Origin of the sequence: Acidovorax kalamii (genome assembly GCF_002245625.1) — a bacterium.
GTDB lineage: Bacteria > Pseudomonadota > Gammaproteobacteria > Burkholderiales > Burkholderiaceae_C > Acidovorax > Acidovorax kalamii.
Map to the genome: position 1 here is coordinate 217811 of NZ_NOIG01000012.1, position 15181 is coordinate 232991.

The window sequence follows — 15181 nt, forward strand, 5'->3', positions numbered from 1 at the left end:
CCAATGACACACGCCAAACGCTGGCTGTACCTCGTCCACCGCTGGCTGGGCGTGCTGCTGTGCGCCTTCTTCGCCATGTGGTTCCTCTCAGGCGTGGTGATGATGTACGTGGGCTACCCCAAGCTCACGCAGGCCGAGCGGCTGATGAACCTGCCGCCGCTGCTGAGCGCCACGCGGGGCCCCGAACGTCTGCTGGAACCCGCCGAGGCTCTGCAGCGCGCGGGCCTGGCAGGCCCGCTGCAGGACCTGCGGCTGGCCGTGGCCAGCGGCGGGCGTGCGGTGTACTTGGTGGTTCCCGCGGCCCCGACGGGAGACGCCGCACCCCGCCCGCGCCGGGCACCCGCACCTGCGGTCGTCGACGCCCTCACGGGCGAGCGGTTGCAGCATGTGGACGCCGCACACGCCATCGCCTCGGCCCAAGCCTTCGCGCAGCAACCCGATGCCACCATCGACTACCAGGGCACGATCGACGAAGACGCCTTCACCCACTCGCGCGCACTGGATGTGCACCGCCCGCTGCACCGCCTGCACCTGGGCGACAGCGCGGGCACCGTGGTCTATGTCTCCGGCACCACGGGCGAGGTGGTGCGCGATGCGCCGCTGCACGAGCGCGCCTGGAACTACGCGGGCGCCTGGATCCACTGGCTCTACCCCTTCCGGGGCAATGTCTTCAACGACTACTGGACGGACATCGTGAACTGGCTGTCCATCGCAGGCATCGTGCTCACCGTGACGGGCACGGTGGTAGGCGTGCTGCGCTGGCGCTTCAAGGGCCGGTACAAGACGGGCGCGCGCACGCCCTACCGGGGCTTCATGATGCGCTGGCACCACATGTTCGGGCTCGTGTTTGCGGTCATCACGTTCACGTGGATCTTCAGCGGCCTCATGTCCATGAACCCCTGGAAGATTTTCGACAGCGGTGCCGCCCCCCTGCGCCAGCAGGCCATGCACGGCGGCCCACTGGTGCTGCCTGCGGAAGCCGCCACCGTGCATGCGCTGCTCTCGGCCGGATCCCCCAACACCCGCGAACTGCGCTGGGTGCGCAACGCAGGCCACACGCTGGTGCTTGCACACAGCCCCACGGGCACACCTGCGGTGCTGGACGCCACCACGGCCATGCCCCACACCTGGGCCCCAGGCGCTGTGGCCCAAGCCGCCACGCAGCTGCTGCCCCACGCCGTGGTGCGCACCGACACCCTCACCACCTACGACCTGCACTACTACGACCGCGCCGCCCACACCATGACCGGCGGCGCCGAGAAGCCTTTGCCGGTGCTGCGCCTGGTATTTGACGACCCCCACGCCACCTGGGTCCATATCGAACCCCGCACCGGCACCGTGCTCGGCCGCACCGACAGCCACCGCCGCACCAGCCGCTGGCTGTTTGCCATGCTGCACAGCTGGGACTGGCTGCCCCTGCTGGAGCGTCGCCCGCTGTGGGACATCGTTCTCATCGTGCTGAGCCTGGGCGGGGCGGTGATGAGCGTGACGGGGGTCGTGATGGGGTGGCGCAGGCTGGGGGTGAAGCTGCGAGCCATAGCGTAGTAAACGCAAGCAAGTGCAAGCATTCGCCTCAGTTGCGAAAACGTAAAAAAGTGTGCCCCAAAAAAATCGCACAACGCACACCCAAAGTCGATGTCGCTGCTGCACCACTAGTCGATTTATGACCCAGCAGCCCCACAAATATCCCCTGAACGTTGTTGCAGTTCGAGACGAATTCAGGCATCAAACGACTCGCCGCTCCCTCCATCAGAGGAAGAATCTGCGGGCCCTCAAAGCAGCAGACTGGCTGTGTAGCAGCATCTGCCGAAAACATGGCGACGAAAGCCGAGACCCATGCACAAGGGGAATCGGCAGGTATCGCCTGGATCGCACTTTTTGGCTCTGCAACCACCTGCTTGCACGGCACCTTTCAAACCTTAACTCGTTGCCCAACCCAATACTCCGAATGCCAGATTCAATTGACTACTCTTTTTTGAGCGACCTGGAGGGCGGCAGAGCCACCAAGGGTTATGTCCCAGCATCCGGCGTCAGCAAAAGCGGCGTCACGATAGCGACCGGTTTCGATCTGGGTCAACGATCAGAAAACGATCTGAAAAAACTGGGGCTCAGCATCACCTTGATTGAAAAGCTGAAACCCTATCTCGAAGTCAAAAAAGAGGACGCTAAAAAACTCCTCGAAAAAACGCCTTTGACGATTACAGCGGCCGAGGCAGAGTCCATCGACAAGGCTGTGAAATCCGCGCACTTGGCGACGGTGACGCTGAAGTACGACACGGCCTCTAGTACTAAAAAATTTCTGGATCTGCCAGCGGAAGCACAAACAGTGATTGCGTCGGTTTCTTTCCAGTACGGGAAAAACCTGGATGCAGCCACACCCAAATTCTGGACCGCCGTCACCAAACAGGATTGGGAAGAAGCAGCCAAGCTGCTCAGAAACTTCGGCGACGTGTATCCCACCCGCAGAAAGAAAGAAGCCACCTTACTGGAGAAAATAAAGTGATCAAGACAATCCTGTTCACTGTAGTCGCTGTACTGATGTTCAGTGGCAGCGCGCTACATGCATCGGAAGGCACTGGAGAAAGCGCCCTCACTCAGGTTCGCACCACCAGCCCCGAACTGGCAACGGCACTGCAAGACCTCAAGACTGCGCTGCACACCCCCAAAACTCCGCTGATGTTTGACAACGGCGCCGCAGCGAGCAATTGCGCGGAGTATTCGAATCTGCTGACAGCCCATCCGCCGGAAGAATCCGTGCGGAATGCAGAAATCAGAGCCGAGTACCTGGTCTGCGATGCAATCCGTCTGATTTCCAACGAGCCGTTCCTAGCAAAGAGGCACACCTTGCCTGCCAACGCAGCCAAAGCGCTTCTGGAGCGCCTGGACCTGCGCTCTTTCCCGTCATCCCTGCGCAACCGCACTACTGACCGAAGCCATACGTTGAAGACGCTTCTGGTATCAGGCACGGTGAAAACGACCCAGAACAGCGTCGAAGTTGAAACTGACGAGCAGTTCTTCAGCTTGCAAATCGCTGCAGTGATCAGTCACCCGGCTTTGGCCGGGAACCTGAAAACCCGCCGAAGCGAATGGATCGTCTGGGTGGGGGACGAGATGAAGGACGGCAACTACAAGTCCTACCGCACGTTGATTGTTCGCCCGCCGACACCATCCTCTCGCGGTCAGTACACGGGATCCATGTATCCAACTGAGTAAAGCCAAGGGCCAGTTCGAGTCCTTATACGATTGGGACTCACCCCCGGCTGCGCAGCGTCCGGCTCAGCAAAATCACCGGCACCAGCCCCACCGCCACCAACGCCAGTGACGGCAGTGCGGCCTCACCCAGGCGTTCGTCGCGCGCCAGCTGGTAGGCCACCACGGCCAGGGTGTCGCTGTTGAAGGGGCGCAGCACCATGGTGGCGGGCAGCTCTTTCATCACGTCCACAAACACCAGCAGCGCGGCGGCGGCGGTGGAGCGCCTCAGCAGGGGCCAGTGCACGCGCGCCAGCAGGCCCGCGCTGCCAGTGCCCAGCATGCGGGCGGAGTCGTCCAGGCTGAGCGGAATGCGCGCGTAGCCGCTTTGCATGGACTGCAGGGCCACAGCACAAAAGCGCACCAGGTAGGCCCAGACAATGCCCAGCGCCGTGGCCGTGATCAGCGCACCCACGCCCCATTGCGGCATGGCCGCCTGCAGCCAGCCCACGGGCAGGAGCAGGCCCACCACGATGACGGCGCCGGGCACTGCGTAGCCCACACTGGCCAGTTGCACCACGCTGCGTGTCACGGCATCAGGCTGGCGGCGCACTGCGAAGGCCAGCGCCAGCGCAATGGCCACGGCCAGCACGGCGGTGATGCCGGAGAGGCGCACGCTGTGCCAGGCCCATTCCATGAAACGCTCCCAGGGCAGCACCGACCAGTCGGCCGCCAGCGGGCGCAGCATGAACAGCACCGGAGCCACAAAGCCCATGAGCACGGGCAGCACACACACCGCCCAGGCTGCCCATCGGCGCGCCCCGCGCAGGGCCAGTGGCTGCGCCTCGGCCGAGCCCGCGCGTCCACCACCGGTGGCAAAACGCATGCGCTTTTGTGCGCGGTGCTCCAGGTGCAGCAGCGCCATCACCACCACCAGCAGCATGGTGGCCAGTTGCGCAGCGGCCAGGCGGTTGTCCATGGACAGCCAGGCCTTGTAGATGCCCGTGGTGAAGGTCTGGATGCCAAAGTAGCTGGCCACGCCAAAGTCGGCCAGGGTTTCCATCAGCACCAGCGCCACCCCGGCGGCCACGGCCGGGCGTGCCAGCGGCAGGGCCACGGCGCGGATGCGACGGGGCAGCGGGGCGCCCAGCAGGCGCGCGGCCTCCATGAGGTGGGCAGCGCGCTCGCCCAAAGCCGTGCGCGCCAGCAGGTACACGTAGGGGTAGAGCGAGAAGATGAACACCCACACCGCGCCGCCCAGGCTGCGCACCTCGGGCAGCAGGCGGCCTTCCAGGCCGAAGGTGTTGCGCAGGCCCACCTGCAGCGGGCCGCTGAACTGCAGGAAGTCGGTGTACGCATAGGCGGTGACGTAGGCGGGCATGGCCAGCGGCAGCAGCAGCAGCCATTCAAAGGTGCGTCGGCCCGGAAACTCGAACAGCGTGACGGCCGCCGCCGCCAGCGTGCCCACCACGGCCGCGCCCAGGGCCACGAGCACGCTGAGCCACAGCGTGGTCCACACATAACCAGGCAACACGGTGGCCGCCATTTCGCGCAGGATGGCGCCCGCCTGGGCCTCGCCCTGCCCTGGGGCCGACAACGGCAGCCACGACGCCAGCACCGCCAGCACCGGCAAGGCCAGAAAGCCCGCAAACAGGATCAGCGGGACGCTGCGAAGGACAGAAGACGGGGTGCGGCGCAAGGCAAAGGGCTCGGCAGAAGGAGGAAAGCGCACACCTGCCGAAAGGCGTGGGCACCCTGGTGCAGTGTTGCACGCTATCTGGCACTTAAAAACCGCGTCTTTTCGGCCAGGGCTGCGTTGCAAATCCTCGCGATACCTACAGGTATCGCTGTGGTTTGCGCCTTGCCCTGACCAAAAATCCATCGGTTTTCAATGTGCCATCCAGCGCGCCCCACTACACCAGCGCCCAGGAATGCAAATGCGAATTTTAAGCATTCGTCCCTGCCCACCTAGAATCGGGGCATGTTTCTTGAGGTCTCCCAACTCGAAGTGCGCTATGCAGGCCGCGCACAGGCCGCCGTGCACGGCGTCACGCTCAGCCTGAAAGCCGGCGACATCGGGGTGCTGATCGGCCCCTCCGGCTGCGGCAAAACCACCCTGCTGCGCGCTGTGGCCGGGCTGGAACCCGTGACAGGGGGCGAGATCCGCCTGACCAAAAGCGTGGTCAGCAGCGCCACCCTGAGTGTGCCGCCCGAGCTGCGGCGCATTGGCATGGTGTTCCAGGACTACGCCCTGTTCCCGCACCTCTCGGTGGGCCGCAATGTGGCCTTTGGCATCCACCAGCTGCCCCGGGCCGAGCAGGCTGCCCGCGTGGCTGAGGTGCTGAAGCTCGTGGGCCTGGAAGGCAGCGAGCACCGCTACCCGCACGAGCTCTCGGGTGGGCAGCAGCAGCGTGTGGCCCTGGCGCGGGCGCTGGCGCCGCGCCCGCAGCTCATGCTGCTGGACGAGCCTTTCTCCAACCTGGATGTGGACCTGCGCGAGCGCCTGGCGCACGAGGTGCGCGGCATCCTGAAAGCCGCAGGCGCCACGGCCCTGTTCGTGACGCACGACCAGTTCGAGGCGTTTGCGATTGGCGATGTGATCGGCGTGATGCACGAAGGCCACCTGCACCAGTGGGATGACGCCTACACCCTGTACCACCGCCCTGCCACGCGGTTTGTGGCCGACTTCATCGGCCACGGCGTGTTCGCCCCCGCCACACTGGAGCAGCGCGGCGACAACGTGGTGGCACAAACCCCGTTGGGCGAGCTGACCGACCTGGACGAATGCCCGCTGCCCGGCAGCTACCCCGGCGGCGCCTGCGACGTGCTGCTGCGCGCCGACGACATCGTGCACGACGACCATGCGCCGGTGCAGGCGCAGATCGTGCGCAAGTCGTTCCGGGGTTCTGAGTTTCTGTACACCCTGCGCCTGGCCAGCGGCCACACCCTGCTGGCCCATGTCCCCAGCCACCACGACCACGCGCTGGGCGAGTGGATCGGCATCCGCGCGCAGGTGGATCATGTGGTCACCTTTCCCCGCGAATCCGCACCAAGATTTGAATAAAAACAGGGCTTACCGCGCGTCCATCAAGCGCTGACAGCTATTATTTATATAGCAATCAAAGGTTTGCATCCTGCTCCAGAAACCGCGCCCGGTGCTCGGGCGCTGGCAGCATGCAGGTGGCAGAACGGCCCCAGAAGCGGTAGCGGTTGCGCGCCACCCAGCGGTACAGCGCGTCGCGCAGCGGGGCGGGCACCAGCCAGCCCACCCAGGCCAGCCGCCACGGCCAGCCCAGGGCATGCAGCACGCGCAGGATGGCGGCCGTGTGTTGCCAGCTGCGCTCGCCGTCGATGACCAGCAAGGTCTGCAGCCCCGCGACCTGGAGCCCCGCCCGCTCCAGCAACTGCCGACCAACGGCACTCTGGATGGAGGCAAACCGGATGCGCTGAGACCGGTCATGCCGCAGCAGAAACTGCACCCAGCCATTGCAGAGCAGGCACTGCCCATCAAACACCACGATCATGCGGGCGCCCCTAGCTCTACCCCGACGGCGCCCGGCGGCACGAGCAAGTGCCCTTGGTAGCTGACCACGCGCCCCACGCCGGGCACGGTGGCCGACACGCGAAAGTGCAACGCATCGCCCACCCCGGATTCTTCGGCCACCACCTCTGGGCACAACCATGCGGGGCACGGGATGCCGCAGAAATGCAGCTGCTGCAACTGCATCACCAGCCGCCCATCGGCCTCATGCAGCACAAAGCTCAGCCGCGCGGCCCCCAGGTGTTCCACCACCCGGCCTGCGGACTCGCGCAAGGTGGACTGCATGGTCTGGGCAGGAAAGCGGCGGGTCCACACCTCGGCATCGGGGCGCGCCTGCAGTTCGAAGGTGATCGCCCCCTGCACCGCACGCTGGGGCGCGCCCAGAGCCCAGGCCAGCACACGGCCCGGCCAGGTGGCGGGCGCCTCGATCTGCACCTGGCCCACCAACCGGTGCGGGCCCGAAAGGCCATGGAACCGCGCCAGCGCGGGCGCCAGCCGCTGGTAGGCGGGGCCCAGGGCACGTTGGTACAAAGACAGGGGGAGCATGGAGCGAAGCGGGAGAAATGAATGACCCAGGCCAGTCTATCGCCAGCCACCCAGCCAACGTCCGCAGGCAGCAAAGAAAAAAGCCGACAGCCGTCGGCCCTCGTGCACGAATACACGAGCCGTGCGAATTTAGAAGGTGTGAATGAATCCGGCGGGCCCGAGCAGGCCGCCAAAACGCGCTCGATCTAGGCGCAAAGCGCAGCCATAGCTCGGGCTATGGCGAGCATTTGCAACGACGAGCGGGTGTGTTTTGGCGGGATGAGCGGGCATGGCGGGTTCGTTCGCACCTTCTCAGGACTTGCCCTTGCGCTGCAGACCCTCCAGCCCGTTCAGGTCCAGCTGCGACATCAGGCCCTGCAGCTCCTTTACGCCGATCTTGTCGCCTTCGATGCTGACCACCAGGCCGTTCTTCAGGATGGTCTTGAACTCGGCATGGCTGCCGTCCTTCTCGTAGCGGGTGTGCAGCGTGCGGCCGCCCTCCTGCCAGGTCTTCTCGGCGCTGGTCTGGTCTTCTTTTTCGCCCTGGGCCATGCCCATGGCCATCGCGGCCATCTGGCCCAGGCCGCCAATGTCCACGATCTCCAGGCGCAGCTGCTTGTCGTCGTTGCCATATTGCGCGCTGGCCTGGCTGGTGGGCAGGCCCTGGGCCGCGCCGTCCTGCACGTCAAAGCCGGTGCGCGGCAGGCCCGCCAGCTTCTCGGGCAGGGCCGCCTTGAGCGCCTGCGCCGCAATGGCCTGGCCGCCGCCCAGCATGCCCGCAGCGGCCTTGGCGGCGTCGCCCGTGGCAGCTGCGATGGCGGCAGGGTCCTGGCTCTTCTGGGCCTCTTCCATCTTGCGGGCGGCTTCTTCCATCTTCTTGCCCGCAGCTTCCAGGCCCGCCGTGTCGATGGACACCTTGCCGCCGGGCGTGTTCATGGTGATGGCCGGGGCCCCGGCACCGCCAAACAGCGCACCGCTGCGCGGCATGAACAGCGCGCTGACGGCACCGATGACCACGCCCATCACGATGGCGGCAACGATGACCACCACGGTGTAGCCCACCGACTTCTCGGGCGCGCTGCGCATGAGCACGGGCAGGCCCGTATAGAGCAGGTAGATGGAATACAGCGCCGCCAGCAGCCCCAGCATGGACAGCGCGGGCAGCAGGCTGAAGATGCCGCCCAGCAGGGCCGCCGTGCTGGCGTACACCGCCACCTTCACCGCCTGGATCTGGTTCTTCTGGCCGCCAAAGGTGGGCGCCAGCGCATCGATGATCAGGCCCAGCACGAAGATGCCGACGAGACTGAGCACGTACGAAATGACCATGTTCATCAGGCCCGAGACAAAGGGCACACGGATGGTGACGCCAAAGCCCCCAAAGCCGATCAGCGACATGCCGATGAAACCGCACACGGCGGGAATGGCCGCGAGGACCATCGCATAGCGCGTGAACAGCGTGGCCACATCGGTGCTCTCGCCATCGATGGTGGCCCAAGTGTCCTTGGGTTGCAGAAGAATGCTCTTGGTGCGTTCGATCAGGTTCATGGTGCCCTCCCGGCAATGTGGATGGGCCTGCCAATGCGTTTGCATGCGCTGGCAGGCCGAAAGTCGCGGACGATACGGGAAATTGCGCGGCGTTGGCGTGGGATGCGCGGCCCACGCAGCCACAAACGTGCAATATGCACGCTTTTGCGCACCGAAACCAGCGTGGACAGGAACCCGCTGGCGCACAGCGCCTCAGCGAAGTGGCTCAGGCCTTGCGCAGTTGGTCCACGGTGTCGTGCAGGTGCTGCGTCCAGGTGCGCCGGTCGCGCTCACCCGCCAGCTCGGGCAGGCCGTAGTGCACCACGGCCTCGATGGGCGGGGCGCTGAGCGTGCGCCAGATGGACCCCACCAGGGTTTCGTCGCCGATGTAGCTGGGCGCAAAGCTGGTCGCGCCCGTGGCCTGGTCGGCAAAGCGCAGGCCCACGGGCTGCACCGGCGCCTGCGCGGCCACGGCGGCCTGCAGCAGGTTGGCGTGGAAAGGCAGCATCTCGCGGCCATCGCCCGTGGTGCCTTCGGGGAACACGGCCAGCACCTCGCCGCGCTCCAGCGCCTCCTGCATGGACCGCACCATGCGCAGCGCGTCGCGGCGCGAGCTGCGTTCGATGTAGAGCGTGCCTGCGGCCGTGGCCAGGGTGCCGATCAGCGGCCAGCCCTGCACGTCGGACTTGGAGACAAAGCGGCAGTGGCGCGCCGCGTGCATCACCGGGATGTCGAGCCAGGAGATGTGGTTGGCCACCAGCATCACCGGCCCGGCGACGGGCGGCTGGCCCAGGATGCGCAGGCGGATGCCGGCGTGTGCGAGCAGCTCCAGCGACCACGCCTGCACGCGGGCGTGCTGCTGGTCGGGCGACAGCGCAGGAAAACGCAGCGCCACGATGGCCAGCCCTTTGACGATGTGGCCCAGCAGGCGCAGCAAACGCCAGCTGGCACGTAAAGACTTCACCGCAGGGCCTCGCAGCGTCGCACCACCTCAGCCTCGGTCAAAGGCGATCTGGCCACCCACCAGCGTCATGCGCACGCGGCCGGGCAGTTCGTAGCCCGAGAAGGGTGTGTGTTTGCCCTGGCTGCGCAGCGCATCGTCCTGCACGGTCCACGCGGCCTGCGGGTCGAAGATGCACAGGTCACCCACGCCGCCTTCCACGATCTGGCCCACGCTGGCCTGCAAGGTGCCCAGCGCGTTGCCCAGCACGCGTGCGGGCTCGGCTGTGACCACTGCCAGCGCGCGCTGCAGGGGCACGCCGCTGTCCCGCGACCACTTGAGCGCGAGCGACAGCAGCAGTTCCAGCCCCGTGGCGCCGGGCTCGGCCTCGGCAAACGGCAGGGTCTTGGCGTCTTCATCCACCGGGGTGTGGTCGGACACCAGCGCGTCGATGGTGCCATCGAGCAGCGCTGCGCTCAGGGCGTCGCGGTCGCGCTGCTGGCGCAGCGGCGGCGTCAGGCGCGCGCGGCTGTCGAAGAAGCCGATGTCCACATCGGTGAGGTGCAGCGAGTTGATGCTCACATCGGCCGTGACCTTCAGGCCCTCGGCCTTGGCGCGGCGCACCAGCTCCACGCCCGCAGCGCTGGAGAGGCGGCACAGGTGCACGCGGGCGCCGGTGGTCTTGAGCAGCTCGAAGATGGTGTGCAGCGCAATGGTCTCGGCCGCCACGGGCACGCCCGAGAGGCCCAGGCGCGTGGCCAGCGGGCCGCTGGCCGCGACACCCTTGCCCAGGTGCATCTCCTGCGGGCGCAGCCACACGGTGTAGCCATACGTGGCGGCGTACTGCAGCGCGCGCTGCAGCACCTGCGTGCTGGCCAGCGGCACCTCGGCCTGGCCGAACCCCACGCAGCCGGACTCGGTGAGCTCGGCCATCTCGGTCAGCACCTCGCCCGCGAGGCCGCGGGTGAGTGCGCCCAGCGGGAACAGGCGCGACTGGTGCAGCTTCTCGGCGCGGAACTTGAGCATCTCGACCAGACCGGGCTCGTCGAGCACGGGGTCGGTGTCGGGCGGGCACACCAGGCTGGTCACGCCACCGGCCACGGCGGCGGCCATTTCGGACTCGAGCATGCCTTCGTGTTCGTGGCCGGGCTCACGCAGGCGCGCGGCCAGGTCCACCAGGCCGGGCAGCACGATGCAGCCGGTGGCGTCCACCACGCGCTTGGGCGCGAAGTCGGGCGGCACGCGGTTGACCCCCACGATGCGGCCCGCCGCCAGCGCGATGTCGCAGGTCTGGTCAAGGCCCGAGGCGGGGTCGATCACACGGCCGTTCTGGATCAGTATCTTCATGATTTCAAGCCAAATTGGCTGCTAGCGCTTGATTTATAAGCACGAGCAGCTATGAAAACAGGAGTATTCATCCTCAAGGTCACGCCTCGTTCCCTGCGACGATGGACATGACAGCCATGCGTACCGCGATGCCGAAGGTCACCTGCGGCAGGATCACGCTCTGCTTGCCATCGACCACGGCGGAGTCGATCTCCACGCCACGGTTGATGGGGCCGGGGTGCATCACGATGGCGTCGGGCTTGGCCAGCTGCAGCTTCTCCTGCGTGAGGCCGAAGCTCTTGAAATACTCCTGGCTGGACGGCAGCAGTGCGCCGCTCATGCGCTCGTTCTGCAGGCGCAGCATGATGACCACGTCGGCATCCTTGATGCCCTCTTCGAGCGTGTGGCACACGCGCACACCCATCTGCGCCATGTCGCCCGGCACCAGCGTGCGGGGCCCCACCACGCGCACCTCGGCGCAGCCCAGGGTGGTGAGTCCGTGGATGTCCGAGCGCGCCACGCGCGAATGCAGCACGTCGCCCACGATGGCCACGGTGAGGTTGCTGAAGTCCTTCTTGTAGTGGCGGATGGTGTACATGTCCAGCAGCCCCTGCGTGGGGTGGGCATGCCGGCCATCGCCCGCGTTGATCACATGCACATGGGGCGCCACATGCTGGGCAATCAGGTAGGGTGCGCCGGACTCGCTGTGCCGCACCACGAACAGGTCGGCGGCCATCGCGCTCAGATTGGCGATGGTGTCCAGCAGCGACTCGCCCTTGCTCGCGGAGCTGCGCGCGATGTCGAGGTTGATCACGTCGGCCGACAGGCGCTTGGCCGCGATCTCGAACGTGGTGCGTGTGCGCGTGCTGTTCTCGAAGAACAGGTTGAACACGCTCTTGCCGCGCAAGAGCGGGACCTTCTTCACCTCGCGGTCGTTCACGCTCACGAAGTTGGCCGCCGTGTCCAGGATGTGCGTGACGATGTCGCGCGGCAGCCCTTCGATGGACAGCAGGTGGATCAGCTCGCCATTCTTGTTGAGTTGGGGGTTGCGCTTGTGCAGCACGGTCAGGCCTCTTTGACTTGGAATTGGAAATTGCCGCTGTCGTCACGCGCCAGGGCCAGCGACTGGGCAACCGGCAGGGCCACGCGGGCGGCGGCAAAGTCGGCCTGCACGGGCAATTCGCGGCCTCCCCGGTCCACCAGCACGGCCAAGCGCACGCTGGCAGGGCGGCCATAGTCGAACAGCTCATTGAGCACGGCGCGGATGGTGCGTCCGGTGTAGAGCACGTCGTCGAGCACCAGCACATCGGCGCCGTTCACATCGAAAGGCAATGCAGTCTGCGCGCTGGTAGACAGGCCGCGCTGGGCAAAGTCGTCGCGGTGCATCACCGACGAGAGCACGCCCGCCGGGCCTTCCAGGCCCAGGTCTTTTTGCAGGCGCTCGGCCAGCCAGGCGCCGCCGGAGGCAATGCCTGCCAGGCGCGTGGTGGGGGTGAGCATGCTGCGCACGCCGCGCAGCAGTTCGCGGTACAGCGCCTCGGCGTCAAGCACCAGGCTGCCGGACATTCCGGGGGATGGGGTGGTCATGGGAGATTCCTCAAAAACTGTTCCAGGATGATGCAGGCCGAGGCGGCATCGGCATCCTTGGCACCACCGGCGATGGCTTCGGTGGTGCTGTAGCGCTCATCCACCTCGAACACCTGCAACCCGAATCGGCCGCGCAGCTGGCGGCCGAATTTGAGAGCCCGCGCAGTGTTCTCGTGGCTCGCGCCGTCGGGGTGGTAGGGCACGCCGATCACCAGCGCGTCGGGCTGCCATTCTTTGATGCGCTCGGCCACCTGGGCAAAACGGGCATCGCCCTCGGCCTGGATGGTGCGTTGCGGCGTGGCGCTGCGCAGCATGCGGTTGCCCGACGCCACGCCTGTGCGCTTGAGGCCAAAGTCAAAAGCGAGAAAGGTCTGGAAATGCGCAGGAACGGCTGGCGGCTGGATCGACTGAACGGGCGAACCGGTCATGCGTGCCCCGCCTCGGGCGACAGCATCCAGGCCTTCAGGCCCAGCAGCGACAAGGCCCGGTCGTAACGCTCGGGCACAGGGGTGTCGAAGATCACCGACAAATCCGCCGCCACGGTGAGCCATGCGTTCTCGGCCAGCTCCGATTCGAGCTGCCCCTCGCCCCAGGACGAGTAGCCCAGCGTGATGAGCACGCGGCGCGGCCCGGCGCCGGTGGACAGGGCTTCAAGCACGTCCTTGGAGGTGGTCATCTCCAGCCCGCCGGGGATGGTCATGGTGGATGCATAAGCCGACTCGTCGGTCTCGGCCTTGTCCATGAGCATGGGTTCATGCAGCACAAAGCCACGCTCGGTCTGCACCGGGCCGCCCTGGAAGACGGGCTCCCGGGTGAGGTCTTCGCGCCGCAGCGACAAATCGACTTTGTCGAACAGGCTTTTGAGGGTGATGTCGGAGGGCTTGTTGATGATGAGCCCGAGTGCGCCACGTTCGCTGTGCTCGCACAGGTAGACCACACTGCGCGCAAAAGACTCATCTTCCAGGCCGGGCATCGCAATCAGGAAGTGATGCGTCAGGTTGATGGGCGCAGAATCGAAAGACATTCCTCAATTTTAACGGTGAACATGGCGCCCTCTTCCAGGCCTTGCGGACCTTCCGAGTCTTCTTACCTCAGCGGCCTTGTCTGGTTCCGCCGCGACCTGCGCACAGCGGACCACGCCGCCCTGTACCGGGCGCTGACGCAGTGCGAGCAGGTGCACTGCGCCTTCGTGCTGGACCGGGAGATTCTGGACGGCCTGCCCCGCAGGGACCGGCGGGTGGAGTTCATCCTCGCGTCGCTGGAGGAACTGGATGCCTCGCTGCGCGCCCTGTGTGGCCACCCGCAGGGCGGGCTCATCGTGCTGCATGCCGTGGCCAGCGAGGCGATCCCGGCCCTGGCGCACAGCCTGGGCGTGCAAGCGGTGTTTGCCAACCACGATGACGAGCCCCAGGCGCTGGCACGCGACAGCCTGGTGCGCACCCGTCTGGCGGTTGCGGGCAAGGCGTTCCACACCTTCAAGGACCACACGATTTTTGAACGCAGCGAGGTGCTGACGCAGACCGGCAACCCCTACAGCGTGTTCACGCCCTACAAAAACGCCTGGCTCAAGAAAATCGACGCATTCCAGCTCCAAAGCTACCCGGTAGAGCGCCACGCACACCGCCTGGCGCCGCGCCCCCAGGAGCACTGCCAACCCGTGCCCGCGCTGGCCTCACTCGGGTTCGAGGCCAGTGTGTCACCAGCCCCCGGGCTGCCCACCGGCGCCCGTGGCGCGCAGCAGCTGTTCGACGACTTTCTGGGCCGCATCGAGCGCTACGACCACGCGCGCGATTTTCCTGCCGTCAAAGGCCCCAGCTACCTCAGCGTGCATCTGCGCTTTGGCACCATCTCGCCACGCGTGCTGGCACGCACCGCAAACGGGCTGGCCCAGGCAGGCAACCCCGGCGCCGCGACATGGCTCAGCGAGCTGATCTGGCGAGACTTTTACTTTCAGATCCTGCACCACCACCCCCATGTGGTGGGCCACAGCTTCAAACCCGCCTACGACGCCATCCAGTGGGAAACCGGCCCCGAAGCCGACGCCCTGTTTGCCGCGTGGTGCAAGGGCAGCACCGGCTACCCGCTGGTGGATGCCGCCATGGCGCAAATCAACCAGACGGGCTACATGCACAACCGCCTGCGCATGGTGGTGGCGAGTTTTCTGGTGAAGGATCTGGGCATCGACTGGCGCCGGGGCGAGGCCTACTTTGCCACCCACCTCAATGACTTCGACCTGGCCGCCAACAATGGCGGCTGGCAGTGGGCCAGCTCCAGTGGGTGCGATGCCCAGCCCTACTTCCGCATCTTCAACCCGGTGAGCCAGAGCGAGAAGTTCGACCCCGAGGGCAAATTCATCCGCCGCTACCTGCCTCAGCTCGCAGCGCTCCCGACCAAGGCACTCCACGCCCCCTGGCTGGCGCGCCCGCTGGAGCTGCAGGAAGCGGGTGTGCGCCTGGGAGCCACCTACCCCTTGCCTGTGGTGGAGCACGATGCCGCACGGCAACGCACGCTGGAGCGGTATGCCGTGGTGAAAACGGCTGCAGGGTAGC

Annotated in this window: 15 protein-coding genes; 5 read left to right on the plus strand and 10 right to left on the minus strand. The window is 66.2% G+C overall.

From position 1 onward, the window contains the following. The first annotated feature begins 3 nt into the window (after positions 1–3). From CBY09_RS20515 to CBY09_RS20525, 3 genes are all read left to right on the plus strand, one after another. Positions 4–1545 carry a PepSY-associated TM helix domain-containing protein gene (locus CBY09_RS20515; protein ID WP_094291416.1) on the plus strand — a complete coding sequence of 514 codons (1542 nt, stop codon included), beginning with the start codon at positions 4–6 and terminating at the stop codon, positions 1543–1545. A 403-nt stretch (positions 1546–1948) separates the two neighbouring features. Next, a complete protein-coding gene (locus CBY09_RS20520; RefSeq protein ID WP_094291417.1) occupies positions 1949–2503 on the plus strand; it encodes a pesticin C-terminus-like muramidase in 555 nt (184 codons plus the stop codon). After that, positions 2500–3213, plus strand: a complete 714-nt coding sequence (locus tag CBY09_RS20525; RefSeq protein WP_133066318.1) for a hypothetical protein — start codon at positions 2500–2502, stop codon at positions 3211–3213. The genes CBY09_RS20520 and CBY09_RS20525 overlap by 4 nt, the downstream gene beginning before the upstream one ends. 37 nt (positions 3214–3250) lie before the next feature. On the opposite strand, the gene CBY09_RS20530 is transcribed toward CBY09_RS20525, so the two are convergent. Then, on the minus strand, positions 3251–4888 hold the full coding sequence (locus CBY09_RS20530; protein WP_094291500.1) for an ABC transporter permease: 1638 nt from the start codon (positions 4886–4888) through the stop codon (positions 3251–3253). A 282-nt stretch (positions 4889–5170) separates the two neighbouring features. On the opposite strand from CBY09_RS20530, the gene CBY09_RS20535 reads away from it, so the two are divergent. Beyond that, positions 5171–6253, plus strand: a complete 1083-nt coding sequence (locus tag CBY09_RS20535) for an ABC transporter ATP-binding protein (protein ID WP_094291419.1) — start codon at positions 5171–5173, stop codon at positions 6251–6253. Positions 6254–6308: 55 nt separating this feature from the next. On the opposite strand, the gene CBY09_RS20540 is transcribed toward CBY09_RS20535, so the two are convergent. The 9 genes from CBY09_RS20540 to CBY09_RS20580 form a co-directional block, all read right to left on the minus strand. After that, on the minus strand, positions 6309–6713 hold the full coding sequence (locus CBY09_RS20540; RefSeq protein ID WP_094291420.1) for a thiol-disulfide oxidoreductase DCC family protein: 405 nt from the start codon (positions 6711–6713) through the stop codon (positions 6309–6311). Next, positions 6710–7276 (minus strand): DUF4166 domain-containing protein, encoded by a 567-nt coding sequence (locus tag CBY09_RS20545; protein WP_094291421.1) that lies wholly within the window; start codon positions 7274–7276, stop codon positions 6710–6712. The genes CBY09_RS20540 and CBY09_RS20545 overlap by 4 nt, the downstream gene beginning before the upstream one ends. A 291-nt stretch (positions 7277–7567) precedes the next feature. Further along, entirely contained in the window at positions 7568–8800 is a 1233-nt protein-coding gene (locus tag CBY09_RS20550; protein ID WP_094291422.1) for a Yip1 family protein, read from the minus strand. Positions 8801–9005: 205 nt separating this feature from the next. Further along, on the minus strand, positions 9006–9743 hold the full coding sequence (locus tag CBY09_RS20555; protein ID WP_094291423.1) for a lysophospholipid acyltransferase family protein: 738 nt from the start codon (positions 9741–9743) through the stop codon (positions 9006–9008). Between the two features lie 27 nt (positions 9744–9770). After that, positions 9771–11066, minus strand: a complete 1296-nt coding sequence (locus tag CBY09_RS20560) for a dihydroorotase (protein ID WP_094291424.1) — start codon at positions 11064–11066, stop codon at positions 9771–9773. A gap of 79 nt (positions 11067–11145) precedes the next feature. Further along, on the minus strand, positions 11146–12108 hold the full coding sequence (locus CBY09_RS20565; RefSeq protein WP_094291425.1) for an aspartate carbamoyltransferase catalytic subunit: 963 nt from the start codon (positions 12106–12108) through the stop codon (positions 11146–11148). A 2-nt stretch (positions 12109–12110) separates the two neighbouring features. Further along, a complete protein-coding gene (pyrR, locus tag CBY09_RS20570; protein WP_094291426.1) occupies positions 12111–12632 on the minus strand; it encodes a bifunctional pyr operon transcriptional regulator/uracil phosphoribosyltransferase PyrR in 522 nt (173 codons plus the stop codon). Further along, a complete protein-coding gene (ruvX, locus tag CBY09_RS20575) occupies positions 12629–13060 on the minus strand; it encodes a Holliday junction resolvase RuvX (RefSeq protein ID WP_094291427.1) in 432 nt (143 codons plus the stop codon). Before ruvX ends, pyrR begins: the two co-directional genes overlap by 4 nt. Next, on the minus strand, positions 13057–13656 hold the full coding sequence (locus CBY09_RS20580) for a YqgE/AlgH family protein (RefSeq protein ID WP_094291428.1): 600 nt from the start codon (positions 13654–13656) through the stop codon (positions 13057–13059). The genes ruvX and CBY09_RS20580 overlap by 4 nt, the downstream gene beginning before the upstream one ends. Before the next feature lie 21 nt (positions 13657–13677). On the opposite strand from CBY09_RS20580, the gene CBY09_RS20585 reads away from it, so the two are divergent. Then, on the plus strand, positions 13678–15180 hold the full coding sequence (locus CBY09_RS20585; RefSeq protein WP_094291429.1) for a cryptochrome/photolyase family protein: 1503 nt from the start codon (positions 13678–13680) through the stop codon (positions 15178–15180). The last annotated feature ends 1 nt before the right edge of the window (position 15181 follow it).